Origin of the sequence: Streptomyces sp. NPDC049577 (genome assembly GCF_040675635.1) — a bacterium.
In the GTDB taxonomy this organism is placed as follows: domain Bacteria; phylum Actinomycetota; class Actinomycetes; order Streptomycetales; family Streptomycetaceae; genus Streptomyces.
The window spans coordinates 1-26,320 of record NZ_JBFAPH010000047.1 but is presented as its reverse complement, the minus strand read 5'-3'; the positions used below and the strand labels follow the sequence as shown (position 1 = coordinate 26,320).

The following is a 26,320-nucleotide window of genomic DNA, read 5'->3' as shown; positions in this document are numbered from 1 at the left end:
CCGAACTCCAGCCCCGCGGCGGCCAGGAACGCGGTGGGCTCGTCCTGCCAGTCGGGCTGGAACAGGCGGACCCGGCCGCCGGTGGCCGCCCCGTCCAGCTCGGTGCGCCCGGCTCGGCACAGCGCGGCCACGGCGGGCGGCGGCAGCGGCACGGTGACGGCACCCTCGGGGTTGACCACGATCCCGGCCTGCGGCGGCAGGCCCCGGGCGAACTCGACGGCCGGCGCCACCGCGAACGACATGTGCTCGCCGGCCACCAGCTTGAACTGCTCCTCGGAGCTGAACACCGGGACGAACGCGGCGCCGTCGAGCTCCAGCGTGGGCAGATCGAGGTCGGGGCTCGTGGGCGCGCCGCCGTTGGGCAGGGGGATCCACACGCTGCTGCGGCCGAGCGCCTCCATGATCCGCGCCCCGGCCTGCGGCCCGCTCCCGACGGAGGCGGCGAGCACCCGCTCCAGCTCGTTCCCCGGCCACGACACGGCTGCGCCGGCGGCCTGGTTCCAGCCGTACTGCTGCTCGGGAACGTGCATCTCGTCCAACCACCTCATCGTCCAACCCCCGGAACGATAACCGCTACGCGGGCTTCCGGGGCACCCCACCCCGGCGCTTGCCGCGCACCCTGCCCCACCGCCGGCCGCAGCCGACACCCACGGGCTCCCGCCCGCACCCTCCCCTAGCCGCGACGGCGCCGGCAGTCACCACGGGCCCCGGCCGACACCCACGGGCCGGGCAGGTACGAAAACCGCCGGGCTCCGCTCGCGGTGGTCAGGGGAACTCGATGCGTCGCAGCGCGTCGGCGGCGGGGCGGTCCAGGAGGGTCGTCGTCGCGCCCAGGCCGCGGGATTCCGCCGTGGTCGTCAGGGACGCCATCGCCCGGCGGTGGCGGGCGAAGGCCGACGGGGGGACCGTGCGGCCCCGGGCGCGTTGCCCGGCGAGGGCGGTGGCCGGGGGGACCGTCAGCAGCAGGACGTGCAGCGCGGTGCCCCGGCGCCGCGCGTGGTGGGCGAGCCAGCGGCGTACCCAGCCGTTCCGCCCGCAGTCGTGGACCACCACGGTCGCCCCGGAGCGCACCGCCCGCCACAGGGCGGTGTAGTGCGCGGCCCGCGCCAGCGGCCGGTACACCCCGTACGGCAGCGGCAAGCGCCCCGGCATGCGCCGCTCCAGCCGCTCCCGCGCGTCCTGCGAGTCCACGCACAGCACGGGCTCGCCCCGGCCGTCCAGTGGTGCGACCACGCGCCGGATGAGCGTGGACTTACCGCTCCCCGGCAGCCCGGAGACGACCAGCAGGTCCCCCGCCCGGCAGGTCAGCTCGCGCACGCCCGCACCGCCCCGCAGATCGCGTACGTCGCCGGCGCCCTCCGCCCGCAAGGGCGACCGCACTCGCAACCTGATCGCCTTCCTCCCCCGTTCCGCAAAGGAAAGGTAATGCAATTGAGGCACTGGTGGGCAGTCCACGAGCCGCACGTACGTGCAATGATGTGCGCGCCAACTGCGTACCCAACTGCATACCGGCCGCTCGAGTCCGCGCGGGAGAGTCCCAGTCGCCCTGTGCGCTGGGCGCCGAAGGAGCAAGTTCCTCCCTTGAATCTCTCAGGCCCCGTACCGCGCGGGTGAGGCAGATCTGAAAAGCGGGCCGCCGCCTATGCGCGCGGCCCCACCCAAGGTGCAAGCCGGGACCCCTTCGGGTCTCCCGGTGAACCTCTCAGGTTCCGATGACAGATGGGGAGGACGTCCTCACCGTTACGCCCGGGAGCCTGACCATGACCGTTGCCCCCCGCCGCACCGCACTCGACGCGCTCCACCGCGCGCTCGGTGCCACGATGACCGATTTCGCGGGCTGGGACATGCCCCTGCGCTACGGCAGCGAGCGCGACGAGCACCTCGCCGTACGCACCCGCGCCGGCCTCTTCGACCTGTCCCACATGGGCGAGATCACCCTGACCGGCCCGCAGGCCGGCCAGGCCCTGGACCACGCCCTCGTCGGCAACCTGTCCGCGCTCGCGGTCGGCCGTGCCCGCTACACGATGATCTGCCGCGAGGACGGCGGCATCCTGGACGACCTGATCGTCTACCGGCTCGGCGAGCAGGAGTACATGGTCGTCGCGAACGCCTCGAACGCGCAGACCGTGCTGGACGCCCTCACCGAGCGGGCGGCCGGCTTCGAGACGGAGGTCCGGGACGACCGGGACGCCTACGCCCTGATCGCCGTCCAGGGCCCGGCCTCGCCGGCGATCCTGAAGTCGGTGACCGATGCCGACCTGGACGGGCTGAAGTACTACGCCGGCCTGCCCGGCACGGTCGCGGGCGTGCCCGCGCTGATAGCGCGCACGGGCTACACCGGCGAGGACGGCTTCGAGCTGTTCGTGGCCCCCGGCGACGCCGAGAAGCTGTGGCAGGCGCTGACGGAGGCCGGCGCCGAGGCGGGCCTGGTGCCGTGCGGGCTGTCCTGCCGGGACACCCTGCGCCTGGAGGCGGGCATGCCGCTGTACGGGCACGAGCTGACCACGGACACCACTCCGTTCGACGCGGGCCTGGGCCGGGTCGTGAAGTTCGACAAGCCCGGTGACTTCGTGGGCCGCGCCGCGCTGGAGGCCGCGGCCGAGCGCGCGCAGGCCGCCCCGCCGCGCAAGCTGGTCGGCCTGGTCGCCACCGGCCGCCGCGTGCCGCGCGCCGGGTACCCGGTCGTCGCCGGCGGCTCGGTGATCGGCGAGGTCACCTCCGGCGCCCCCTCCCCCACCCTCGGCAAGCCGATCGCGATCGCGTACGTGGACGCGGCCCACGCCGAGCCCGGCACGGAGGGCGTCGCCGTGGACATCCGCGGCAGCCACGAGCCCTACGAGGTGGTCGCGCTCCCCTTCTACAAGCGTGAGCGCTGACCCTCCCGGTACAGCCTCATCTCATCTGTCAAGACCTGTTGCACGAGCACTCACCCGCATCCAGGAGAATCGAGCCATGAGCAACCCCCAGCAGCTTCGCTACAGCAAGGAGCACGAGTGGCTGTCGGCCACCGACGAGAACGGTGTGGCGACGGTGGGTATCACCGAGTTCGCCGCCAACGCGCTCGGTGACGTCGTCTACGCCCAGCTCCCGGCCGTGGGCGACACCGTCACCGCGGGCGAGACCTGTGGCGAGCTGGAGTCGACCAAGTCGGTCAGCGACCTCTTCGCCCCGGTCACGGGCGAGGTCGTCGAGGCCAACCAGGACGTCGTGGACGACCCGTCGCTGGTGAACACCGCCCCCTTCGAGGGCGGCTGGCTGTTCAAGGTGAAGATCACGGACGAGCCGGCGGACCTGCTGTCCGCCGACGAGTACGCGGCCTTCGCCGCAGGCTGACCCCGCCCGCCTCCTCGCCCCAGTCCAGGAAGAACTCATGTCTCTGCTGAACAGCTCCCTCCATGAGCTCGACCCCGACGTCGCCGCCGCAGTCGACGCCGAACTCCACCGCCAGCAGTCCACCCTCGAGATGATCGCCTCGGAGAACTTCGCTCCGGTCGCGGTCATGGAGGCCCAGGGCTCGGTCCTCACCAACAAGTACGCCGAGGGCTACCCGGGCCGCCGGTACTACGGCGGCTGCGAGCACGTCGACGTCGTCGAGCAGATCGCCATCGACCGGATCAAGGCGCTCTTCGGTGCCGAGCACGCCAACGTGCAGCCGCACTCCGGCGCGCAGGCCAACGCCGCCGCGATGTTCGCCCTGCTCTCCCCCGGCGACACCATCCTGGGTCTGAACCTCGCCCACGGCGGGCACCTGACCCACGGCATGAAGATCAACTTCTCCGGCAAGCTCTACAACGTGGTCGCCTACCACGTCGACGAGAAGACCAGCCTGGTCGACATGGACGAGGTCGAGCGCCTCGCCAAGGAGCACCGCCCGAAGCTGATCATCGCGGGCTGGTCCGCCTACCCGCGCCAGCTGGACTTCGCCGCCTTCCGCCGGATCGCGGACGAGGTCGGCGCGTACCTGATGGTCGACATGGCCCACTTCGCGGGCCTGGTCGCCGCCGGGCTGCACCCCTCCCCGGTGCCGCACGCGCACGTCGTGACCACCACCACGCACAAGACCCTGGGCGGTCCGCGCGGTGGCGTGATCATGTGCAAGGCCGACCTGGCCAAGAAGATCAACTCGGCGGTCTTCCCCGGTCAGCAGGGCGGCCCGCTGGAGCACGTGATCGCGGCGAAGGCGGTGTCCTTCAAGGTCGCGGCGAGCGAGGAGTTCAAGGAGCGCCAGCAGCGCACCCTGGACGGCGCGAGGATCCTGGCCGAGCGCCTGACCCAGGCGGACGTGGCCGAGGCCGGCGTCTCGGTCCTCTCGGGCGGCACGGACGTGCACCTGGTCCTGGTGGACCTGCGCAACTCCGAGCTGGACGGCCAGCAGGCCGAGGACCGGCTGCACGAGGTCGGCATCACGGTCAACCGCAACGCCATCCCGAACGACCCGCGTCCCCCGATGGTCACCTCGGGCCTGCGGATCGGCACCCCGGCCCTGGCCACCCGAGGCTTCCAGGCGGAGGACTTCCGCGAGGTCGCCGACGTGATCGCCGAGGCCCTCAAGCCGGCCTACGACGCCGAGGCGCTGCGCGCCCGGGTCACCGCCCTGGCCGCGAAGCACCCGCTGTACCCCGGGCTGTAATCCCGGTCACTCCCGTCGGTCCGGGGCACCGTGCACACTGAAGAGTGAGGCCGGTGCCCCGCACCACGCTGATTCACCCCGCACCACCCGTACCACCGACCCGAGGAGCAACGCCACCGTGGCCATCTCCGTATTCGATCTCTTCTCGATCGGCATAGGCCCGTCCAGCTCCCACACGGTCGGCCCCATGCGCGCCGCCCGCATGTTCGTGGGGCGCCTGAAGAACGAGGGCCTGCTGGCCCACACCACGGCCGTCCGGGCCGAGCTGTACGGCTCGCTCGGCGCCACCGGCCACGGCCACGGCACCCCCAAGGCCGTCCTGCTCGGCCTGGAGGGCCACTCCCCGCGCACCGTCGACGTCGAGACCGCCGACGACGAGGTGGAGCGCATCCGCACCTCGAAGCGGCTGCGGCTGCTCGGCGCGGAGATAGGCTCCGCCCACGAGATCGACTTCGACGAGTCGACCCAGCTCATCCTGCACCGCCGCCGCGCCCTGCCGTACCACGCCAACGGCATGACCCTCTTCGCCTACGACGAGGCCGGCGCGCCGCTGCTGGAGAAGACCTACTACTCGGTCGGCGGCGGCTTCGTCGTCGACGAGGACGCGGTCGGCGAGGACCGCATCAAGCTCGACGACACCGTGCTGAAGTACCCCTTCCGCACCGGTGACGAGCTGCTGCGCCTCTCCCGCGACACCGGCCTGTCGATCTCCGCCCTGATGCTGGAGAACGAGAAGGCCTGGCGCACCGAGCAGGAGATCCGCGAGGGTCTGCTGGAGATCTGGCGCGTCATGCAGGGCTGCGTGGCCCGCGGCATGTCCCGCGAGGGCATCCTCCCCGGCGGCCTGAAGGTCCGCCGCCGCGCCGCGACCACCGCCCGCCAGCTGCGCGCCGAGGGCGACGCCCAGGCCCGCGCCATGGAGTGGGTCACCCTCTACGCCATGGCCGTCAACGAGGAGAACGCCGCCGGCGGCCGCGTCGTGACCGCCCCCACCAACGGCGCCGCGGGCATCATCCCCGCCGTCCTGCACTACTACATCAACTTCGTGCCCGGCGCGGACGAGGAGGGCGTGGTCCGCTTCCTCCTGGCCGCGGGCGCGATCGGCATGCTCTTCAAGGAGAACGCCTCCATCTCCGGCGCCGAGGTCGGCTGCCAGGGCGAGGTCGGCTCCGCCTGCTCCATGGCGGCCGGCGGCCTCGCGGAGGTCCTCGGTGGCACTCCCGAGCAGGTGGAGAACGCGGCCGAGATCGGCATGGAGCACAACCTGGGCCTGACCTGCGACCCGGTCGGCGGTCTGGTCCAGATCCCGTGCATCGAGCGCAACGGCATGGCCTCGGTCAAGGCCGTCACCGCCGCCCGCATGGCCCTGCGCGGCGACGGCCGGCACCACGTGTCCCTCGACAAGGTCATCAAGACCATGAAGGAGACGGGCGCGGACATGAAGGTCAAGTACAAGGAGACGGCGCGGGGCGGCCTCGCGGTCAACGTCATCGAGTGCTGATCCCCTTACCGGCCACGGACGGCCCCGGCACCGCTTCGAGCGGAGCCGGGGCCGTCCCGTCTCTCACCCCTCGGTGAGGTACCGGTAATGGGTGGTGATCCAGCCCTCCCCCGCGGCGCCGGGGAAGCGCGGGGCCGGATCGGGCTGCGCACCGCGCTCGCCGATTCCCTGGGCCGCACCCGGGGCGTGCTGACCGGCTTCGCCGCCCCCGCCCAGGGTGCCTACCCGGCCGTCTGGACGCCCTGTTCGAGGCCCTGCCGTTCCCTTGGCCAAGCATTCGACGGGGGGCACGGCGGTGTGGTTTGTGGTGGACCGTACACAAGCGGTGGGCGCGGGGCTTCTTGCCGCCGGTCTCACCCTGTGTGAAAATCTACTCACGTCGCGTCAGGCCGCGCCTCAACTGGTGGGGAGACCCGCAGGAGTTCATCTGTTCCGCAGGTGGATTCCTCAGGATCTCTCACAGCCGGGAGGTTACGCGGTGGACGGCAAGCGCGTGGAACGTCGCGCCATTGACAACAAAACAAGGGATCCCTGCCCCAAAGCGCCCGCTTTTCGTGACAACGCCGTGAGCGGGCAGCACTCTTCTGACTCTGAGGCATTGGAAGGCCAACATTCCGGGAAGCGGGCCTGGGATCTCCGCATCAAGCGGGCCGCGTCGGTGGTCGGCTTGATCGGCGCGTGTCTCCACGCCACGTACTGGGGGATTCAGCTCTTCGAGCATCGACCGGTCGAATCCCCCAAGGTGACGATCGCGCCCGGCGCGAAGTCCTAGGACTTCCCCGGACGTTCGCCACGAAGGCCGCGCTTGGGCCGTCCTGGACCGAGCGCGGCCTTCCGAAACCGGACAGTCGCGATCCCGCACCACCGCGCCCCCGCTCCCGCTCCCGCTCCCGCTCCCGCCAGAGCGCCGCGCATCACATCGTGCGTGGTGGGAGGGGCCCATGCCCGAATTGTTCAGGGTTCCGCTGGAGAGCGGCGGCTCCGTGCTGGTCGAGGTCGGGGACGGGGCGCAGGCGGTCGTCCGGGTGGCCAGGCCCGGTGGCGGGGTCGTGGCCGAGGCCACCGAGACGCTGGAGCGGGGCTGGAGAGCGTGCGGGACGCCGCGCACGCCGTGCTCGGCAAGGTCGCGGATCTGCCGCGGCAGGCCGACAGGATCACCCTGGAGCTCGGGCTCAAGCTGTCGGCGGAGGCGCCGTCCCCGCCGGGACGTCCCGCGTCACGGCCTTCCTCGCCGGCTCCGGGGACGTCGTCAGCGTCCGGCCGGGGACGGTGGAGCGATGGGGGCCCGGCGGGCCGGCGGCCAGGATCCGGATTCCGGCCACCGTCGGCGTTCGGGCTGTCGTACCCTCACCCGATGGCGACCGCCTGCTGCTGAGCCTGCCTCAGGGAACGGAGGCGGCCCTCGTAGTGGTACGGGCGTCCGCCGAGAGCTGGGCCGCCGGGCTGTGCTCGCGCGTCACACGGGACATCTCACGGGGGGATCTGGGAACGGTGCGTTACGGAATGCTGGAGCGCGTCCTGCTGGGGGTGACGGCATGCCCCGACCGGTAGGGATCCGCGCCGTCGCGATGGGATTCTGTCTGCTGCTGGTGACGGCCTGCGGGTCGTCGGCGGCGGGTGGCCGGCCGGCCGCGAGCCCGTCCGTCCTGCTGTGGAGCCCCGGGGCCGGCGGCGGTTCGCCGTCGGCACGCGGGGACGAGCCGTTCGACCTGGACCGCGCTGTGCTGCGCGTCAAGCGCCTCGGCTACACGGTGGACGACGAACCCGCCGCGCTGAAGAAGCTCCGCGGGCCGCTGCGCGCCCTCCACGGCCACTGCACGAACTCCGCCGACGGCACCTGCGTGTCCGTCTTCTTCTTCCTGGGCAACGAGTACGCCGGCTACGACGCCGCGGGCATCGCCCAGTCCACGATCGAGAGCCAGGACGGCACGACGGTCACCCTCTCCTACCCCGTCTACGCCCCCACGGACCCGCAGTGCTGCGCGTCCGGCGGCACCAGCCGGTACCGGGCGCGCTGGCAGGACGGCAAGGTGACCTTCACACCCCCGCTGCCGGCCAATCCGAACCACCCGGAGTCCTGACGCGGACGGTTCGGTCGCGTTCAGTCGCGGGTCTCCGCCCGCAGCCACGCCAGATAGTCCTCGCCGCCCGCCGTCACGGGCGTCACGATGATCTCCGGGACGTCGTAGGAGTGCTCGCGCCTGATGTGCTCCTCCAGCGCGGCGTACCGGTCGGCCGGGGTCTTGTAGAGGACGCGCCACTCGGTCGCGGTCTCGACCGCCCCCTGCCACCGGTAGACGCTGGTGACGGGCCCGTCGATCTGGGCGCAGGCGGCCAGCCGGCGCTCGACGGCGGTGGCGGCCAGGTGCCGCGCCGCGTCGGCGCTGTCGGTGGTGGTCGAGACGGTGACGTACAGGGCGTCCTGCCGGGGTTCCCGCATGGCGCCGACCGTATCGCAGGGGCGGGCGGCTCCCGGCCGGAGGGCGTTGTCAGTGGGGGCCCGTACGCTCGTGGGCATGGGTTACGCAGATCTCCGCGAGCTCCGGAGCGCGCTCACGACCGCCTCGGACATCGCCTTCGCTCTCGACGCCGCGCCCGCGCCCCATGAGGCCGACCAGCTTCAGGAGGCCCTGCGCCGGGCGCTCGCGGCGGCCGGCGCGCTCGGCGCCGGAATGGGCGCGACGGGATGCGCGGAGCACCCGAGGGGCGCGGTGGATCCGCTGTACGGGGACGAGGAGAGTCCGCTGCCGCCGGGCTGGGGCCGGTGTCTGCTGTGCAACGACCGACGGCGCCGGGCCGGCGCGCAGCGGCGGGGCTGGCGCTGACCCGGGGCCGGTTCTCGGTCAGGCGTTCAGGGAAGCCCAGAACTCCTCGAAGGAGAGCACGCCGTCGCCGTTGCCGTCCTTCTCGTTGATGATGGCCTGGGCCACGGTCTCGGTGACATGGTGGTCGCCGAGCTGCGCCATGGCCCTCTTGTACTCGGCCGCGGTGATGAACCCGTCGCCGTCGATGTCGAAGCGCTCGAACGCCTTGCGTGCTTCCTCGATGCTCGCCATGGGAGCCTCCCCTGTGATGTGTCGGTGGACCGGCACAGATTAGCCCCCGGCGGTGAAGCTTCCGCCGCCGGTCACCAGTCGCAGGTAGCGGTCCCAGTCCCAGTGCGGTCCGGGGTCGGTGTGGGTGGAGCCGGGGACCTCGGAGTGGCCGATGATGTGCTCGCGGGTCTTGGGGATGCCGTAGCGGTCGCAGACGGCCGCGGTGAGCCGGGCGGAGGCGCGGTAGAGGGCGTCGGTGAAGTACTCGGGCCGGTCGATCCAGCCCTCGTGCTCGATGCCGATGCTGCGGGTGTTGTAGTCCCAGTTGCCGGCGTGCCAGGCGATGTCCTTCTCGCGCACGAACTGTCCGACGTAGCCGTCGGCGGAGGCGACCATGTAGTGCGCGGAGACGCGGGACGCCGGGTCCTGAAAGATCTTGACCGCGTCGGGGAAGGTCTCCTGGGTGACGTGGACGACGACCAGCTCGACGGGGTACGAGGCGGGTCTGCGGGAGACGGTGTAGTCGGCACTGCTGGCCGGGATCCAGTGGGTGGGCGGGTAGGACAGGGATTCCCGGGTCAGGGGATCCGTTTCCATGGGGGCCTCCCGATGCAGACCTCCGGAGATCTGCATAAAGATAGGGCGGAACGGTGGGCCATTCACTGATTACAAGGCGGGTGGCGGAACTCACCTTGGATCAAGGGTGTCTCGCTTTGGTATTGACGTACCCCGTCTGTCATAGTCGACGCCAGCGACCCCCATTGACCCGGGCCAGGTCGTTCTTGCGCCGCGGGCGACACCCCACCCCTGCCCGCGGCCCCTCGAAGAGGCCCCCAGGCCGTCACCCCTCGACTCGCACCCCGAGATCGACAACGACGGACGGGGGCCTCTTCGACGTCCGGGCGCGCCCCCGCTCTGCCGGCCGCCGCCTCAGGCGCGGTCGGCGACGCGCATCTCGAACCAGGTCGTCTTGCCGCGCGCCAGCAGGTCGACGCCCCAGCGGTCGGACAGCTTGTCGACCAGGAAGAGGCCCCGGCCGCTGACGTCCAGCTCGCGCACGGGCATCAGACAGGGCAGCCCGCGCGAGGGGTCGCGCACCTCTATCCGCATCCAGCCGCGCCGGCGCGCCATGCGCAGCCCGAAGGAGCGGGCGCCGGTGTGCCGCACGGCGTTGCCCACGAGCTCGGAGACCAGCAGGACGGCGTGCTCGGTGATCATGGCGGACAGGCCCCAGTGGCGCAGGACCACGGACTGGGTCAGCCGGCGGGCGGCGACGGCGGATTCGGGGCGGGAGGGCAGCCGGACCTCGCCGAGGGTCGGATTGCCGAACAGCTCGAACGCCTTGAGCGCCAGCTCGTCCTCCACCGTCGGGGTCCACCGCGCGGGGGCCGTGCCGACCCGCTGCCGTGGCTGCTCCGTTCCCTCCAGGCCCGCCATGCCCCCATGATGGCCGTCGCAAGGGCGCCAGGGAGGGGAACCACGGGATTCCCCATACCGGAAGGTAGCGCTCCACCGGCCCGGGGCGACATATGCCAGGGGCCTGCGTCCCCCCGGCACTTCCCGGCTGACCTGCGCCGACCGGCCCGCTCCGATGATCGTCGAGCGGGCCGCGACCAGCCGTCGGAAGGGGGCTCACACCTGACAGAATTCCCCCACAAGAGGCACCCGGGGCGTACGCCCGTCCCGGCGGGGCCGCGCGGGACCGGCGTCGCACTCCGGAGCAAATCCCGTCGGTTCAGACGAACTTGGCCTTGCCGGGGCCGTCCTCGACGAAGCTGCGCATACCGATCTCGCGGTCCTCGGTGGCGAACAGCCCGGCGAACCAGTTGCGCTCGATGGCGAGTCCGGTGTCGATGTCGGTCTCCAGCCCGGTGTCGATCGCCTCCTTGGCGGCGCGCAGCGCGATGGCGGGACCGGAGGCCAGCCGGGACGCCCAGGTGTGCGCCTGCTCGTACACCTCGGCGGCCGGCACCACGCGGTCGACCAGGCCGAGGGCGAGCGCCTCGTCCGCCTTGACCTGACGGCCGGTGAAGATGAGGTCCTTGGCCTTGGAGGGGCCGATGAGCCGGGAGAGGCGCTGGGTGCCGCCGGCGCCCGGGATGAGGCCGAGCAGGATCTCGGGCTGGCCGAGCTTGGCGTTGTCGGCCGCGATCCGGAAGTCGGCGCACAGCGCGAGCTCGCAGCCGCCCCCGAGGGCGTAGCCGGTGACGGCGGCGACGACCGGCTTGGGGACGCGGGCCACGGCGGTGAAGGAGTCCTGGAGCCCCCGGGACCGCGCCACCATGGCGGCGTGGTCCATGTTCTGCATCTCCTTGATGTCCGCGCCGGCCGCGAACACCTTCTCCCCGCCCCAGATCACGACGGCCCGGACGTCCTCACGACGGGTCACCTCCTCGGCCAGCTCGCGCAGCCGGTCCTGGGTGGCGATGTCCAGTGCGTTCATCGGCGGGCGGTCCAGTCGGATGGTGCCGACGCCCTCGGCGACCTCAAGATGCGCAGTCATGGCGTCAGGTTAGTACCGGTCAACGAGCGGCGGCCCGGTGCACTTGGTCACAGTGCACCGGGCCGCCACGGGAGCGATGAGGACTCAGCCGTTCAGGGCGCTGCCCTTGGTCCATTCCGACCACGGCATGTTCCAGCCGTTGAGCCCGTTGTCGGGCTGGATCGTCTTGTCCTTGGAGTTCTTGACGACGACCACGTCGCCGATCATGGAGTTGGAGAAGAACCAGGAGGCCGGGGTGGAGGGGTCGCCGCCGCCGCGCTCGTCGAACAGGCCCACGCAGCCGTGGCTGACGTTCTCGGAGCCGAAGGTGGACTCGCCCGACCAGTAGTTGCCGTGGATGAAGGTGCCCGAGGTGGACAGGCGCATGGCGTGCGGGACGTCCTTGATGTCGTACTCGCCGCCGAAGCCGACCGTGTCGCCGTTCATGCGCGTCACGTCGTACTTCTCGCTGATGACCATCTGGCCGTTGTAGGTGGAGTGGCCGGGGCCGCCGGCGGAGATCGGGACGGTCTTGAGGACCTTGCCGTCGCGCTCGACGGTCATCGTGTGGTTCTCGGCGTCGACCGTGCTGACCTGGCTGCGGCCGATGGTGAACTTCACCGTCTTGTTCTGGGTGCCGTAGACGCCCTCGCGGCCCTGGACGCCGTCGAGGTTCATGGTCAGCGTGACCTTGGTGCCGGGCGCCCAGTACTTCTCGGGCCGGAGGTCGAGGCGGTCGTTGCCGAACCAGTGGCCCACGACGGGCACGGCCGGGTCGGTGGTCACCTTGACGGCGCGCTCGACGGCCTTGGGGTCGGTGATGCCACGGCTGAAATTGAGCGATACGGGCATGCCCACGCCGACGGTGCTGCCGTCCTCCGGCGTGAAGTAGCCGACGAAGGTGTTCTTCGGGGTGAGCGTCGTGAAGGTGGCGTGCTTGGCGGACGAATGGCCGTCCTTGTCCTTGGCCACCGCGTCCACCGTGTACTTCGCGGAGGCGCCCAGGTGCCCGGTCGGCTCCCAGGCCGAGCCGTTGCCGGATATCTTGCCCTCGACCGTGTGGCCCTTGTCGTCGGCGACCTTGACGGACGTCAGGCTGCCCTTGTCGGCCGTCACCTTCAGCGCGCCGCTCGTCGCGACGTCGGTGGCGCCGTCCTTGGGCGCGATGTTCACCACCGCCTGGGAGGCGGCGTTGTCGCTGCTCTTGCCGTCGGCCTTCCCGCCGTTGTCCGAGCCGCCGTCACAGGCGCTGACCAGGGTCAGCACGGCGCCGAGCAGCAGCGCGGACATGCCGGCCCGGCGGCCGCGGCTCCTCGATATCGGCTGCACGTTCAAAACGGTTCTTCTCCCCTCGCACGGCGCGCGCCACGCGACGCCCTCTGAGCGCGGCACACGCGCATGGCGATAGATAACCACACGGCCGCGCCCGCGCTGACCACGCGTATGTCACCGTTCAGTCCCAAATGGGAACGGTGCGAAGAGCCGTGCGCACAGTGCGGCGGGGGTGGCCGGAGTGGGGCGGTGGATTCCGGCCGCCGCCCCACCGTACGTCAGCGCAGCGCGGAGCCCGCCCGCCAGAGGTCCCAGGGCATGTTCCAGCCGCCCAGCCCGTTGTCCGGAGAGACCGTGCGCTCGTGGGAGTTGACGACCTCGACGACGTCGCCGACCAGCGAGGATCCGTAGAACCAGCCGGCCGGGCTGGCGGGGTCGCCGCCCTGGGTGTCGCGCAGGCCGATGCACCCGTGACTGGTGTTCAGGGTGCCGAAGGCATCCGGGCTCGCCCAGTAGTTCCCGTGCAGAAAGGTTCCGGAGGCGGTCAGCCGCATCGCGTGCGGAACATCCGAGATGTCGTACTCGCCACCGAATCCGACCGTGTCACCGTTCATTCGGGTCATGTCGGACTTCTCGGTGATGACCATCCTGCCGTTGTACGTCTCGGTACCCGGGGCACCCGCCGTGACCGGGATCGTCCGCAGCGGCCGGCCGTCCCGTACGACACGCATCGTGTGCGCGGCGGCGTCCACCGTGCTGACCTGGCTGCGGCCGACGGTGAAGGAGACGGTCTTGCGCTGCGCGCCGTAGACGCCGGGTGCGCCCCGCACGTCGCGCAGCCGCAGGTCGACGGTGACCCGGGTGCCGGGCCTCCAGTAGTGGCGCGGGCGGAAGTCCAGCCGGGCGGGCCCGAACCAGTGTGCGGCGACCTCGGTCGGCGGGTCCGCCCGGACGTGCACGGCGCGTTCGACGGCGGCCCGGTCGGTGATGGCCCGGCTGAAGCCGAGCGAGACGATCATTCCGGTGCCGACGACGGGGCGCGGCTCGGGTGTGAAGAATCCGACGAAACGATACGGCGGTACATAAGTGGTGAATCCGATGTGCCGGGTGGTGTGGCGGCCGGCCCGGTCGTGGGCGGCCGCGTCCACGGTGTAGCGGGCGGCGAGCCCGAGCGGGGCGGGCTCCTCGGGCCGCCAGCTGTGACCGTCGGCGGAGATCCGGCCGGGCACGGTGCGCCGTCCGTCGCCCGAGACCTCGGTGACGCGCACCTCTTCCAGCCGGCCGTAGGGCGCCCGCACCGCGATCCGCTCCGTCGCGGGGACGCCGCTCGCGCGGTCGCCCGGGGAGATGCGGATCAGGTCGGACAGCGGTCGCGCGTCGTCCGCCGGTGCCGCCGCGCTGACCACGGAAGACGGCGCCCCGCTCGTGGTCACGCACCCGCCGAGGGCGACCAGGGACGCGAGCACGGCCAGGGCGCGCCGCGCGCGCGAAAGTGCAAGTGTCACATTCGTCCCAACGACGAGCATCCCCGCGGGAAACGACGCTGCACTCGCTTGCTGCGCCCGATCACACGTGTGAGCGCATGCGCGGTTCTGGGAAGGTACGGGAGCAGGACGTATCGCCAGACACCCGGAAGGGGACCCCGGGTGCCCGGCGCGCTACCCGAGAGCCGCCGGAGGCGAACAGGTGTCGAGCGCAGCCGAACAAGAGGCGGGACAGGAGCCCGAGTTCACACGGGGTACGGGCCGGGGCCACACCGCCGTCACGGCCGGCGTCAACGGCCGGCCCAGGCCCGTGCCCCGGCCGCGGACCGCGCCGCCGGGCACGGCGGTGTGGCCCGGCTCCCCGGAGCCGCTGGGGGCGGCCTCCGGGACGGGCCCGGGCGGGGTGGCGGGCACGAACTTCGCGCTGTGGGCCGGCGGGGCGGAGGCCGTCGAGCTGTGCCTCTTCGGCGAGGACGGCGAGGACGGCGAGAGCCGGCATCCGCTGACCCGGTCGACCCACGAGGTCTGGCACGGCTTCCTCCCGGGCGTGGCCCCCGGCACCCGCTACGGCTACCGCGTCCACGGCCGCTGGGACCCCTGGACGGGTGCCCGCTGGAACCCGGCCAAGCTGCTCCTGGACCCGTACGCCCGCGCCGTCGACGGCGACTTCCGGCTGCCGCCCGAGGTGTACGGACACGTGCGCGACTGGCCGCAGCAGCACGTCGCGGACACCGTGCGCGACGAGCGGGACTCCGCCCCGCACGTCCCCAAGGGCGTGGTCGTCGCCGGGGACGCCCCGGACGAGTGGGCCGACGACCGCCGCCCGGAAACCCCATGGGCCGACACCGTCCTCTACGAACTCCACGTGCGCGGCTTCACCATGCGTCACCCCGGCGTCCCCGAACCCCTGCGCGGCACCTACGCCGGGCTGGCGCACCCGGCCGCGATCGAGCACCTGACCGGACTGGGGGTGACGGCGCTCGAACTGCTGCCGGTGCACCAGTTCGCGCACGAGGACCATCTGCTGCGGCGCGGCCTGCACAACTACTGGGGCTACAACTCCATCGGCTACTTCGCGCCGCACGCCGCCTACGCCGCCTCCGGTACGCGCGGCCAGCAGGTGGGCGAGTTCAAGCGGATGGTCCGCGCCCTGCACGCGGCCGGCATCGAGGTGATCCTGGACGTGGTCTACAACCACACCGCCGAGGGCGGCGAGCTGGGCCCCACGCTGTCGCTGCGCGGCATCGACAACCGCCGCTACTACCGCCTCCAGGCCGATCCGCGCCGCTACGCCGACTACACCGGCTGCGGCAACACCCTCCACGTGCTGCGGCCGCACGTGCTCCGCCTGATCACCGACTCGCTGCGCTACTGGGTGACCGAGATGGGCGTCGACGGCTTCCGCTTCGACCTGGCGGCGACCCTGGCCCGCACCGCGGACGACGTCGACATGCTCGCGCCCTTCCTCTCCGTCCTCGCCCAGGACCCCGTGCTGCGCCGGGTCAAGCTCATAGCCGAACCCTGGGACGTGGGCCCCGGCGGCTACCGCGCCGGGGCCTTCCCCCCGCCCTGGGCGGAGTGGAACGACCGCTACCGAGACGCCGTGCGCGACTTCTGGCGGGGCGCCCTGCCGGACGTCCGCGACCTCGGCTACCGGCTCTCCGGCTCCAGCGACCTCTACGGCTGGGGCGGCCGCCGCCCGTACGCCTCCGTCAACTTCGTCACCGCGCACGACGGCTTCACCCTGCGCGACCTGGTCTCCTACGACCGCAAGCACAACGAGGCCAACGGCGAGGGCAACCGCGACGGCACGTCCGACAACCGCTCCTGGAACTGCGGCGCCGAGGGCGAGACGGGCGACGCCGGCATCCGCGCCCTGCGCCGCCGGCAGACCCGCAATCTGCTCGCCACGCTGCTGCTGTCCACGGGCGTGCCCATGCTCGTCGCCGGGGACGAGATGGGGCGCACGCAGGGCGGCAACAACAACGCCTACTGCCAGGACAACGAGACCGGCTGGGTGGACTGGTCACTGCTGGACGACCCGGGCTGGCGGGCCCTGGCCGACCTGTGCTCCCGCCTCCTCGCCCTGCGCCGCGCCCACCCGGCGCTGCGCGGCGACGCCTTCTACTCCGGCCGCCCGCAGGGCGCGGACGGGCTGCGCGACCTGGCGTGGTTCACGCCGGGCGGCACGGAGATGACCGAGTCCGACTGGTACGCCCAGTCCACCACCCTCGGCATGTACCTCTCCGGCCGCGACCTCCCCCGGCACGACCCGCGGGGCGCCCCGGTCACGGACGACAGCTTCCTCACCGTCCTGCACGCCGGCCCGCGCCCGGTCCGCTTCGTCCTGCCGGGGCCGCCGTGGGCCGAGCGCTACGAACTGCTGGCCGACACCTCCCGCGAGGAACAACGCTCGGCCCCGGGCACCCGCCGCCGGGCGGGTACGCGGGTGACGGTGCCGGGGCGGTCGGTGCAGCTGTGGCGGGCCGTGCCGCCGTGCGCGGCGGGCACCGCTCACACCTGCGATCCGGAGGGGGCGGATCCGGCCTCGCCGAGGTAGCAGGTGTACTCGCCGTCGCGTTTCCTGATGCCCTTGCCCACGGAGTGGCCCGCCATATGACCCGTCGTGGAGCGGTCCTGCCACCACTCCTCCGGTGAGGCGCCGAACTCCTTGCGGCACAGCGCCCAGGCCTCCCTCGATGCGGCCTCCGCGCTGACGTCCTCCCCTTCGCCCGTCAGATGGACGGGCACGTGGGCGACGACGCGCAGATCGTGCGGGCGACCGCAGTCCACGGCGCGGGCGAGGCCCTCCGCACCGGGATCCGTGACCCGCCGGCCGCAGGCCCCCGGAGACAGCTCCGCGAATGGGGTGAGCACCTTGGTGGCGTCGGCGGCCGACGCGGCGTCGGGGAGGGGGTGGGCGGGCTTGTCGCCGTAGCCGGAGAGCTCGTAGGTCGCCTTGATGCTCGTGATGTCCTTCGGCGTGCCCGACCCCGGGGACAGCAAGGACGTGAGGTCCATCGACACGGCGGTCAGCCGGCCCCGGGGGTCGGTGTGGACCTCCAGCGCGACCGGTGCGCCCGGCCCCTGCCCGACCTCGTTCTCGCTCAGGTTGCGGGGGTCGCCCACCGCACCGCGGAAGGCACGGGGGAGGATCTCGCCCGCGCGGAGCCCGGTCACGGTGGCCCGGTAGCGGCGGCTACCGTTCTCGAATGTCTCCGGCTCACCCTGGAGCGTCGCCCCGGAAATGAATTCGGCGATGGTGCGCCCGTAGGGCGCGAAGGTCCCGGCGTACGCGCGGACGTCGGCGGTCGCCGCGAACAGCTCGGTCGAGCCGGTGAACGGGTAGCGCAACCAGCCCTCCTCGCCCCGGACGTAGACGTCGTGCCCGGCGACGGCGAGGGCCGTCGTTCCGGGGCGTCCCAGAGCCGCCCGCGCGGGAAAGCCGTCCGGAACGCGCACCGTGCGCTCCGCATAAGCCGTCTCGTGGACGAAGTCCTGTTCGCCCCGGGTGGTCTCCACGGCATCGCCGGCGGCGGAGCCGTACGTGACGGTGGAGGTGAAGCGGGCCGTGCCCGCCTTCTGCAGCACGTCCCGCAGCGGGGCGAGACCGGCGGCCGCCGGCGGGGCCTCGGCAGTCGGCGAGCCCGTCGCGCGCGGGGAAGCCGTCGGAGACCCCCCGCAGGCGACCGCCCCCACCAGTAACGACGCCAGCACCACTGCTCTTCGCCCACGACGCATCGCGGCCCCACCCCTTGAAGCACTCGAACAACTGTCGCCCTATACCTACACCAGACTCTCCTGCCACGCCTGGTGCAGCTCCGCGAACCGTCCGCCCGCCGCGGACAGTTCGTCCGGCGTGCCGTCCTCCACCACGCGCCCCGCCTCCATCACCAGTACCCGGTCCGCGATGGACACCGTGGACAGCCGGTGCGCGATGACCACGGCCGTGCGGCCCCGCAGGACCGTGCGCATCGCGTGCTGCACCGCCCGCTCGCCCGGGATGTCCAGCGAGGACGTGGCCTCGTCGAGGATGAGCACGGCCGGGTCGGCGAGCAGGGCGCGGGCGAAGGAGACCAGCTGGCGCTGGCCGGCCGAGATGCGTCCGCCCCGCTTGCGGACGTCGGTGTCGTAGCCGTCCGGGAGGGCGGCGATGAAGTCGTGGGCGCCGATCGCCCTGGCGGCCTGTTCGATCTCCGCGCGGGTCGCGTCCGGGCGGCCGATGGCGATGTTGTCGGCGACCGTCCCGGAGAACAGGAACGCCTCCTGGGTCACCATCACCACACCGCGCCGCAGGTCCGGGCCGGCGAGGTCGCGCAGGGGGACGCCGTCGAGCAGGACGCGGCCCTCGGTGGGGTCGTAGAAGCGGGCCAGCAGCTTCGCGAGCGTGGACTTGCCGGCACCCGTCGAGCCGACGACCGCCACCGTCTGCCCGGCGTGCAGGGTGAGGTCGAAGCGGGGCAGGACCTCGGTGCCCGTGCGGTAGGCGAAGCGCACGCCGTCGAAGACCACCTCGCGGCCGGGCCGGCCCGCCGGGCGCTCCGGCAGGGGCACGGGCGCGGCCGGCTCGGGCACGGAGGGGCGCCGGGCCAGCAGGCCGGCGATCTTCTCCAGGGAGGCGGCGGCCGACTGGTAGGAGTTCAGGAACATGCCGAGCCGGTCGATCGGGTCGTACAGCCGCCGCAGATAGAGGACGGAGGCGGCGAGCACGCCCAGGCCCAGGCTGCCGTCGGCGACCCGGTAGGCGCTCCACACCACGATCGCCGCCAGCATGCTGTTGGCCACCAGCCGGGAGGAGACCACGTAGCGGGCCATCTCCAGCGACGCGTCACCGTTGCTGCGCCGGTGCCGGGCGTTGAGTTCGTCGAAGTGCTCGTCGTTGACGCGCTCCCGGCGGAAGGCCTGGACCGGCCGGATGCCGTTCATGGTCTCGGTGAACTTCACGATGACCGCGGCGATGGCGGACGACCGCTCGCGGTAGACGACCGCGGCCCGGCGGCGGTACGTGCGCACGCGCCAGTACAGCGGCAGGAGGGACAGCAGGGCGGCGGCGCCGGTCCACCCGTCGAGGTAGAGCAGCGTCGCGGAGACGTAGACGACCGCCAGGGCGACGCCGATGAGTTCCTGCAGGCCGTCGTTGAGCAGCTCGCGGATGGACTCGACGTCGGTGGTGGCGCGGGAGATCAGCCGGCCGGAGGTGTAGCGCTCGTGGAAGTCCACGCTCAGGGCCTGCGCGTGGCGGAAGATACGGCCGCGCAGGTCGAGCAGGGCGTCCTGGCCGACGCGCGCGGACAGCCGGACGAAGGCCAGTTGCAACAGGCCCGAGGCCAGCGCGCAGAGGAGGTAGCCGGCCGCGACCGCGACGAGCGGCCCGTGGTCGCCCCGGCGTACGGCCGGCACGCCCCGGTCGATGGCGTACGCGACGAGCAGCGGGCCCGCCTGCACGGCGGCCTGCTGGAGGAGCAGCAGGACGACCGTGAGCCGGACCCGGCCGCGGGCCGGCGCGAGCAGCGAGCGCAGCAAAGCGAACGAGGCGCCCTTCGGGGCGGGCAGCACGTCCCGGTCGAAGAGGTCGCCGTCGTCGGCCGCGGCGGGCCCTGCGGGTCCGGCGGCGGGCCGGTCCTCCTCGGCGGTCGGCTGGTCGGAGACGCTGGTGGTCGTCATCGGGGACCACCCCCTTCGTGGCCGGACATGAGCGAGGCGTACTCCGGGTTGTCGCGCAGGAGTTCATGGTGGGTGCCCACGGCCGTGACGCGCCCGCGCGAGAGCAGCGCCACCCGGTCCGCGAGCAGGACGGTGGAGGGGCGGTGGGCGACGACGAGGGCCGTGGTGGTGGCCAGGACCTCCCGCAGCGCCGACTCGACGAGGGCCTCGGTGTGCACGTCGAGCGCGGACAGCGGATCGTCGAGGATGAGGAAGCGGGGGCTGCCGACGACCGCGCGGGCCAGCGCGAGCCGCTGCCGCTGGCCGCCGGACAGGCTGAGCCCCTGCTCGCCGACCTGGGTGCGGTGGCCCTCGGGCAGGGCGTGCACGAAGCCGGCGGCCTGGGCGACGGCCAGCGCCCGTTCCAGGTCGGCCTCCTGGGCGCCCTCCGCGCCCATCAGGACGTTCTCGCCGGCGCTCGCGGAGAAGAGGGTCGGCTCCTCGAACGCCACCGAGACCAGCTCGCGCAGCCGCTCGCGCGGCAGGTCGGTGATGTCCACGCCGTCGAGGGTGATGCGGCCGGCCGTCGCCTCGTGCAGCCGGGGGACGAGCGAGATGAGCGTGGTCTTCCCGCTGCCCGTGGTGCCGACGAGGGCCATGGTCTCGCCGGGACGTACGTGCAGGTCGACGCCGCGGAGGACGGGCGGGGCCCCGGCGGGCGCGTCGGGATAGCGGAACTCGACGCCCTCCAGCCGCAGTCCGCCCGTGGCCCCCGCGCCCGGTGCGGGGGCCGTGCCGCCGGTGCCGGCCTCCGGTGCGTCCATGACCTCGAAGAAGCGGTCCGTCGCCGCGGCGGCGTCCTGGGTGACGGCCAGCAGGAAGCCGATCGACTCCACCGGCCAGCGCAGCGCCAGCGCCGTGGACAGGAAGGCCACCAGCGTGCCGGCCGACAGGCCGCCGTCGGCCACCCGCACCACGCCGAACACCAGCGCCGCCCCGATCGCCAGCTCCGGCAGGATCATGATGAGCGCCCAGAGGGCGCCCAGCAGCCGGGCCTTGCGCAGCTCCGTCCCGCGCAGCCGCTCGCCGAGTAGGGCGAAGGCCCGCTCCTGGCTGCGGTGCCGGCCGAAGCCCTTGGTGACGCGGACGCCCAGCACGCTCTCCTCGACGGCCGTCGTCACGTCGCCGGCCTGGTCCTGGGCCCGGCGCGCGGCCCGCGAATAGCGCTCCTCGAAGTACGCGCAGAGCACCACCATCGGCAGCACCGGGGCGAGCAGCACCAGGCCCAGCGTCCAGTCCTGGAGCAGCAGGATCACGCATCCGGCGACGATCGTGACGCCGTTGACGAGCAGGAAGACCAGCGGGAAGGCGAGGAAGATGCGCAGCAGCATCAGGTCCGTCGTGCCGCGCGAGAGCAACTGACCCGACGGCCAGCGGTCGTGGAAGGAGACCGGCAGCCGTTGCAGATGGCGGTAGAGGGCCGCCCGCATGTCCGCCTCGACGCCCGCCAGCGGGCGCGCCAGCAGCACCCGCCGCACCCCGAACAGCCCGGCCTCGGCCGCGCCGAGCAGCAGCAGCGCGAGCCCGCCCGCCCACACCCCGGAGGGGTCCCGCCCGGCGACGGGACCGTCGACGATCCACTTCAGCGCGAGCGGTATCACCAGGCTCAGACAGGAGGCCACGACCGCGACCGCCGCGGCCACCGCCAGCTTCCCGCGGACCGGCCGCACGTACGGCCACAGACGGCACAAGGAGCGTACGGCGGAGCGCCGTTCGGCAGGGGGCGGCGGTTCATCGTTTCCGGTCATCGATGGGGAGCCTAGGGTTCCCCGCGCGGGCGCTCACTCGGTTTTTCGGCCCGGTTCCGCGGTCGTGGGGCCGCCCGGCCCGCTATCCGGACAGCGATCTCTGGCCAACGGACAGAATCCGGCCAACTTGTTGACGCGCCCCTGACATTCCTACGACAGCGGTGGCACTCTTCACCTCGACTGGCGCGGGGCACCCCCACACTCCCCACCACCCCGTGACGATCACCTTCATCTTCCCCCCTCTCTCATGTGCTCTGCCGTGCTCTGCCCGGACGGCCGTCTCGCCGCCCGGCGTCTCCGGCCACGCCCACCGCGTGGTCACCGCAGAAGGAGTCAGTGTGAGACCAACCCCCCATGGACGTGCCGTCGCGACCGGCGCACTCGTCGCCGTCACCGCCATGCTCGCCGTCGGAGTGCAGGCCGGTACGGCCGGCGCGCGGACCACCGACGCCGCCCAGCAGGCGGGCGGCCAGCGGATCGCCAAGGCCGACCCCGGAGCGATGCCCGCCAAGCTCTCGCCGTCGCAGCGCGCGGAACTCATACGCGGCGCCAACGCGACCAAGGCGAAGACCTCGCGGACGCTGGGCCTCGGCGGCAAGGAGCAGCTGGTCGTCAAGGACGTCGTGCAGGACGTCGACGGCACGCTGCACACCCGGTACGAGCGCACCTACGACGGTCTGCCCGTCCTGGGCGGCGACCTCGTGGTCGAGACCGCGAAGAGCGGTGCCGTCAAGACCGTCGCCAAGGCGAACAAGGCCCGGCTCGCCGTGCCCACGACCACCCCGTCCCTCGCCGCCTCGGCGGCCGAGAAGGACGCCGTGAAGGCCGCCCAGGCGCAGGGATCGAAGGCCACCAAGGCCGACTTCGCCCCGCGCAAGGTGATCTGGGCCGCCCAGGGCACCCCCGTGCTGGCCTACGAGACCGTCGTCGGCGGGCTCCAGGAGGACGGCACGCCCAACCAGCTGCACGTGATCACGGACGCGAAGACCGGCAAGAAGCTCTTCGAGTTCCAGGGGATCAAGCAGGGCACCGGCAACACCCAGTACAGCGGCAAGGTCACCATCGGCTCCACGCAGTCGGGCAGCTCGTACCAGCTCAACGACACGACGCGCGGCGGCCACAAGACGTACAACCTGAACCACGGCTCGTCCGGCACCGGCACGCTGTTCACCAGCTCCAACGACGTGTTCGGCAACGGCACGACCAGCGACCCGGCGACCGCCGGCGCCGACGCGGCCTACGGCGCGCAGCTGACGTGGGACTACTACAAGAACGTGCACGGCCGCTCCGGCATCCGCGGTGACGGCCAGGGCGCCTACAGCCGGGTGCACTACGGCAACAGCTACGTCAACGCGTTCTGGGACGACAGCTGCTTCTGCATGACCTACGGCGACGGTTCCGGCAACTCCAAGCCGCTGACCTCGATCGACGTCGCCGCGCACGAGATGACGCACGGCGTCACCTCGGCCACCGCCAACCTCACCTACAGCGGGGAGTCCGGTGGCCTGAACGAGGCGACCTCGGACATCATGGCGGCCGCCGTCGAGTTCTGGGCCAACAACCCCTCCGACCCGGGCGACTACCTGGTCGGCGAGAAGATCAACATCAACGGCAACGGCACCCCGCTGCGCTACATGGACAAGCCGAGCAAGGACGGCAGCTCCAAGGACGCGTGGTACTCCGGCCTCGGCGGCATCGACGTGCACTACTCCTCGGGCCCGGCCAACCACTGGTTCTACCTGGCCTCCGAGGGCAGCGGCCCGAAGGACGTCAACGGCGTGCACTACGACAGCCCCACCTCGGACGGGCTGCCGGTCACGGGCATCGGCCGGGACAACGCCGCCAAGATCTGGTACAAGGCGCTGTCCGAGAAGATGCAGTCCAACACCAACTACGCCGGCGCGCGCGACGCGACGCTGTGGGCGGCCGGGCAGCTCTTCGGCGTCGGCAGCGACACGTACAACAACGTGGCCAACGCCTGGGCGGCGATCAACGTCGGCAGCCGGGTCTCGACCGGGGTGTCCGTCACCAACCCCGGTGACCAGAACAGCATCGTGAACCAGGCCGTGTCCCTGCAGATCAAGGCCACGGGTACCTCCGGCGCGCTGACCTACTCGGCGACCGGGCTGCCGGCCGGGCTGTCCATCAACGCCTCGACCGGTCTGATCAGCGGCACCCCGACCACGACCGGCACCAGCAATGTGACCGTGACGGTGAAGGACGGCGCGGGCAAGACCGGCAGCGCCTCCTTCAAGTGGACGGTCAACACCACCGGCGGCGGGAACGTCTTCGAGAACACCACGCCGGTCGCCATCCCGGACGCCGGGGCGGCCGTCACCTCGCCGATCAACGTCACGCGCAGCGGCAACGGCTCCTCGGCCCTGAAGGTGGACGTCAACATCACCCACACCTACCGCGGTGACCTGACGATCGACCTGGTCGCGCCCAACGGCAAGACCTGGCGGCTGAAGGACTCGGACGCCTGGGACTCCGACGCGAACGTCATCGAGAGCTACACCGTCGACGCCTCCGCGGTCCCCGCGAGCGGCACCTGGAAGCTCAAGGTCCAGGACGTCTACTCGGCCGACAGCGGCACCATCAACAGCTGGAAGCTGACCTTCTGATCCGGCTCGGGGCCGCGCGGACGGCCCTCGGATCCCTCTGAACCGGGCGCCGTCCGGGGTGAGTACGACTCCCCCGGGCGGCGTCTCGCAATTGTTGATCTAATCTTTATCCGAAAGCACGTCAGACGCACATAAGTTCGACCACACTTGTCCGTGACCGGTCGGGCTGCGACGCCGGACCGGCCTCCGACAGACAAGGAGCATGTGTGCGCCACCCCTCACTGACGTCCCGCACCGCCCGCACGGCGGGTGCGGCGACCGTCGCCGCCGCCGCCCTGCTGGCCACCGGTCTCACGACCTCGCCGGCCACGGCCACCGACGGCGGCTCCACCGCCAAGGCCCTGGGCCTCGGGGACAAGGAGAAGCTGGTCGTCCGCAGCGTCGTCACCGACGCGGACGGCACCGTCCACACCCGGTACGAGCGCACCTACGACGGTCTGCCGGTCCTGGGCGGCGACCTGATCGTCCACCAGGCCCCCGGCGGCAAGGTCGAGGACGTCACCAAGGCCACCGACGCGGCCATCAAGGTGCCCACCACCAAGCCGAAGGTGGCCGCCCCAGCCGCCGAGAAGACCTCGCTCGTCGCCGCCCGCGACGCCGGCGCCGCGAAGCCCGCCGCGGACAAGGCCCCGCGCAAGATCGTCTGGGCCGCCCAGGGCAAGCCCGTCCTCGCCTACGAGACCGTCGTCAGCGGCCTCCAGGAGGACGGCACCCCCAGCAAGCTGCACGTCGTCACCGACGCCGCCAGCGGCAGGAAGCTCTACGAGTTCCAGGCCGTCGAGACCGGTGTCGGCACCGGCCAGTACAACGGCAAGGTCAAGGTCGGCTCGGTGAAGAGCGGCAAGGACTTCGTGATGAAGGACGCCGCGCGCGGCGGCCACCAGACCTACGACGTCCAGCACCGCACGAGCGGCCAGGCCTACGCCTTCACCGACCGCGACGACGTCTGGGGCAACGGCAAGCAGTCCAGCGCCCAGACCGCCGCCGTCGACGCCCAGTACGGCGCGGCCATGACCTGGGACTACTACAAGGACGTCCTGGGCCGCAAGGGCATCCGCAACGACGGCAAGGCCGCCAACTCGTTCGTCCACTTCGGCTCGGGCTACATGAACGCCTTCTGGGACGACGACTGCTTCTGCATGACCTACGGCGACGGCAAGAACAACGCCAAGCCGCTGACCGCCCTGGACGTCGCGGGCCACGAGATGACCCACGGCGTGACCGCCGCCACCGCCAAGCTCAACTACAGCGGTGAGTCCGGCGGCCTCAACGAGGCCACCTCGGACATCTTCGGGACGGCCGTGGAGTTCCACGCCAACAACCCGAACGACAAGGGCGACTACCTCATCGGCGAGAAGATCGACCTGCGCGGCAACGGCACCCCGCTGCGCTACATGGACAAGCCCAGCAAGGACGGCCGCTCCCCCGACGCCTGGAACTCGGGGCTCGGCAAGCTGGACGTGCACTACTCCTCCGGCGTGGCCAACCACTTCTTCTACCTGCTGGCCGAGGGCAGCGGCGCCAAGACGATCAACGGCGTGAAGTACAACAGCCCCACGGCCAACGGCAAGGCGGTCAAGGGCATCGGCCGCACCGCCGCCGAGAAGATCTGGTACAAGGCGCTCACCGCGTACATGACCTCGACGACCGACTACAAGGGCGCGCGCGTCGCGACCCTGAAGGCCGCGAAGTCGCTGTACGGCCAGAACAGCACCCAGTACAAGACGGTCGCCGCCGCCTGGACGGCGGTCAACGTCAAGTGACGTACCGATGAGGCGGGGGCGGCTCCTCCGGGAGCCGCCCCCGTTCCGCTTTCCGCGCGGATCAGCGCATCAGCACTC

Annotated in this window: 23 protein-coding genes and 1 riboswitch; of the genes, 11 read left to right on the top strand and 12 right to left on the bottom strand. The window is 72.0% G+C overall.

Annotation, left to right across the window (positions count from 1 at the left end; all coding sequences use genetic code 11):
- Both AB0K09_RS08780 and AB0K09_RS08775 read right to left on the bottom strand, forming a co-directional pair.
- Positions 1-530: SseB family protein (locus AB0K09_RS08780; RefSeq protein ID WP_366064584.1), on the bottom strand; the 530-nt coding region annotated here is incomplete at its 3' end.
- A gap of 235 nt (positions 531-765) precedes the next feature.
- Entirely contained in the window at positions 766-1,380 is a 615-nt protein-coding gene (locus AB0K09_RS08775; protein ID WP_366064582.1) for an AAA family ATPase, read from the bottom strand.
- A 137-nt stretch (positions 1,381-1,517) separates the two neighbouring features.
- Positions 1,518-1,615, top strand: a riboswitch (glycine riboswitch).
- Positions 1,616-1,760: 145 nt separating this feature from the next.
- On the opposite strand from AB0K09_RS08775, the gene gcvT reads away from it, so the two are divergent.
- The 7 genes from gcvT (at position 1,761) to AB0K09_RS08740 (ending at position 8,212) form a co-directional block, all read left to right on the top strand.
- Positions 1,761-2,876, top strand: a complete 1,116-nt coding sequence (gcvT, locus tag AB0K09_RS08770) for a glycine cleavage system aminomethyltransferase GcvT (RefSeq protein ID WP_366064581.1) — start codon at positions 1,761-1,763, stop codon at positions 2,874-2,876.
- 76 nt (positions 2,877-2,952) lie between these two features.
- Complete coding sequence (gene gcvH, locus AB0K09_RS08765) at positions 2,953-3,333, top strand: glycine cleavage system protein GcvH (protein ID WP_366064580.1); 381 nt, start codon at positions 2,953-2,955, stop codon at positions 3,331-3,333.
- A 37-nt stretch (positions 3,334-3,370) separates the two neighbouring features.
- The gene (gene glyA / locus AB0K09_RS08760; RefSeq protein WP_366064579.1) at positions 3,371-4,630 is read left to right on the top strand and encodes a serine hydroxymethyltransferase; all 1,260 of its coding nucleotides are present in this window, start codon (positions 3,371-3,373) and stop codon (positions 4,628-4,630) included.
- Positions 4,631-4,748: 118 nt separating this feature from the next.
- Complete coding sequence (locus AB0K09_RS08755; RefSeq protein WP_366064578.1) at positions 4,749-6,131, top strand: L-serine ammonia-lyase; 1,383 nt, start codon at positions 4,749-4,751, stop codon at positions 6,129-6,131.
- Between the two features lie 478 nt (positions 6,132-6,609).
- Positions 6,610-6,903 carry a hypothetical protein gene (locus tag AB0K09_RS08750; protein WP_366064577.1) on the top strand — a complete coding sequence of 98 codons (294 nt, stop codon included), beginning with the start codon at positions 6,610-6,612 and terminating at the stop codon, positions 6,901-6,903.
- A gap of 153 nt (positions 6,904-7,056) precedes the next feature.
- A complete protein-coding gene (locus AB0K09_RS08745) occupies positions 7,057-7,506 on the top strand; it encodes a CU044_2847 family protein (protein WP_366064576.1) in 450 nt (149 codons plus the stop codon).
- 160 nt (positions 7,507-7,666) lie between these two features.
- Complete coding sequence (locus AB0K09_RS08740; RefSeq protein WP_366064575.1) at positions 7,667-8,212, top strand: LppP/LprE family lipoprotein; 546 nt, start codon at positions 7,667-7,669, stop codon at positions 8,210-8,212.
- Between the two features lie 20 nt (positions 8,213-8,232).
- Here the strand turns inward: AB0K09_RS08740 and cutA are convergent, their stop codons facing one another.
- Positions 8,233-8,571 (bottom strand): divalent-cation tolerance protein CutA, encoded by a 339-nt coding sequence (gene cutA / locus AB0K09_RS08735; protein ID WP_366064574.1) that lies wholly within the window; start codon positions 8,569-8,571, stop codon positions 8,233-8,235.
- A gap of 76 nt (positions 8,572-8,647) precedes the next feature.
- Here cutA and AB0K09_RS08730 point away from each other — a divergent pair, with 76 nt between their 5' ends.
- Positions 8,648-8,956: a hypothetical protein gene (locus AB0K09_RS08730; protein WP_366064573.1), complete on the top strand. Its 309-nt coding sequence runs from the start codon at positions 8,648-8,650 to the stop codon at positions 8,954-8,956.
- An 18-nt stretch (positions 8,957-8,974) separates the two neighbouring features.
- Here AB0K09_RS08730 and AB0K09_RS08725 read toward each other — a convergent pair whose 3' ends face one another.
- The 6 genes from AB0K09_RS08725 to AB0K09_RS08700 all read right to left on the bottom strand — a co-directional run bounded on the left by AB0K09_RS08725 (position 8,975) and on the right by AB0K09_RS08700 (position 14,446).
- A complete protein-coding gene (locus AB0K09_RS08725; RefSeq protein ID WP_366064572.1) occupies positions 8,975-9,187 on the bottom strand; it encodes an EF-hand domain-containing protein in 213 nt (70 codons plus the stop codon).
- 39 nt (positions 9,188-9,226) lie between these two features.
- Positions 9,227-9,763 carry an N-acetylmuramoyl-L-alanine amidase gene (locus AB0K09_RS08720; RefSeq protein WP_366064571.1) on the bottom strand — a complete coding sequence of 179 codons (537 nt, stop codon included), beginning with the start codon at positions 9,761-9,763 and terminating at the stop codon, positions 9,227-9,229.
- A 333-nt stretch (positions 9,764-10,096) separates the two neighbouring features.
- Entirely contained in the window at positions 10,097-10,603 is a 507-nt protein-coding gene (locus tag AB0K09_RS08715) for an ATP-binding protein (protein ID WP_366064570.1), read from the bottom strand.
- 298 nt (positions 10,604-10,901) lie between these two features.
- Entirely contained in the window at positions 10,902-11,669 is a 768-nt protein-coding gene (locus AB0K09_RS08710) for an enoyl-CoA hydratase-related protein (protein WP_366064569.1), read from the bottom strand.
- A gap of 84 nt (positions 11,670-11,753) precedes the next feature.
- Positions 11,754-12,938: an Ig-like domain-containing protein gene (locus AB0K09_RS08705; protein WP_366064583.1), complete on the bottom strand. Its 1,185-nt coding sequence runs from the start codon at positions 12,936-12,938 to the stop codon at positions 11,754-11,756.
- Positions 12,939-13,198: 260 nt separating this feature from the next.
- A complete protein-coding gene (locus AB0K09_RS08700) occupies positions 13,199-14,446 on the bottom strand; it encodes an Ig-like domain-containing protein (protein WP_366064568.1) in 1,248 nt (415 codons plus the stop codon).
- Positions 14,447-14,606: 160 nt separating this feature from the next.
- On the opposite strand from AB0K09_RS08700, the gene glgX reads away from it, so the two are divergent.
- Positions 14,607-16,964: a glycogen debranching protein GlgX gene (glgX, locus tag AB0K09_RS08695; protein ID WP_366064567.1), complete on the top strand. Its 2,358-nt coding sequence runs from the start codon at positions 14,607-14,609 to the stop codon at positions 16,962-16,964.
- Here the strand turns inward: glgX and AB0K09_RS08690 are convergent.
- The 3 genes from AB0K09_RS08690 to AB0K09_RS08680 all read right to left on the bottom strand — a co-directional run bounded on the left by AB0K09_RS08690 (position 16,919) and on the right by AB0K09_RS08680 (position 21,855).
- Entirely contained in the window at positions 16,919-17,995 is a 1,077-nt protein-coding gene (locus AB0K09_RS08690) for a hypothetical protein (RefSeq protein WP_366064566.1), read from the bottom strand. The genes glgX and AB0K09_RS08690 overlap by 46 nt on opposite strands.
- Positions 17,996-18,190: 195 nt before the next feature.
- The gene (locus AB0K09_RS08685) at positions 18,191-20,068 is read right to left on the bottom strand and encodes an ABC transporter ATP-binding protein (protein WP_366064565.1); all 1,878 of its coding nucleotides are present in this window, start codon (positions 20,066-20,068) and stop codon (positions 18,191-18,193) included.
- On the bottom strand, positions 20,065-21,855 hold the full coding sequence (locus AB0K09_RS08680) for an ABC transporter ATP-binding protein (RefSeq protein WP_366064564.1): 1,791 nt from the start codon (positions 21,853-21,855) through the stop codon (positions 20,065-20,067). The genes AB0K09_RS08685 and AB0K09_RS08680 overlap by 4 nt, the downstream gene beginning before the upstream one ends.
- A gap of 338 nt (positions 21,856-22,193) precedes the next feature.
- On the opposite strand from AB0K09_RS08680, the gene AB0K09_RS08675 reads away from it, so the two are divergent.
- Positions 22,194-24,479: a M4 family metallopeptidase gene (locus AB0K09_RS08675; RefSeq protein WP_366064563.1), complete on the top strand. Its 2,286-nt coding sequence runs from the start codon at positions 22,194-22,196 to the stop codon at positions 24,477-24,479.
- A gap of 206 nt (positions 24,480-24,685) precedes the next feature.
- The gene (locus AB0K09_RS08670; protein ID WP_366064562.1) at positions 24,686-26,242 is read left to right on the top strand and encodes a M4 family metallopeptidase; all 1,557 of its coding nucleotides are present in this window, start codon (positions 24,686-24,688) and stop codon (positions 26,240-26,242) included.
- The last annotated feature ends 78 nt before the right edge of the window (positions 26,243-26,320 follow it).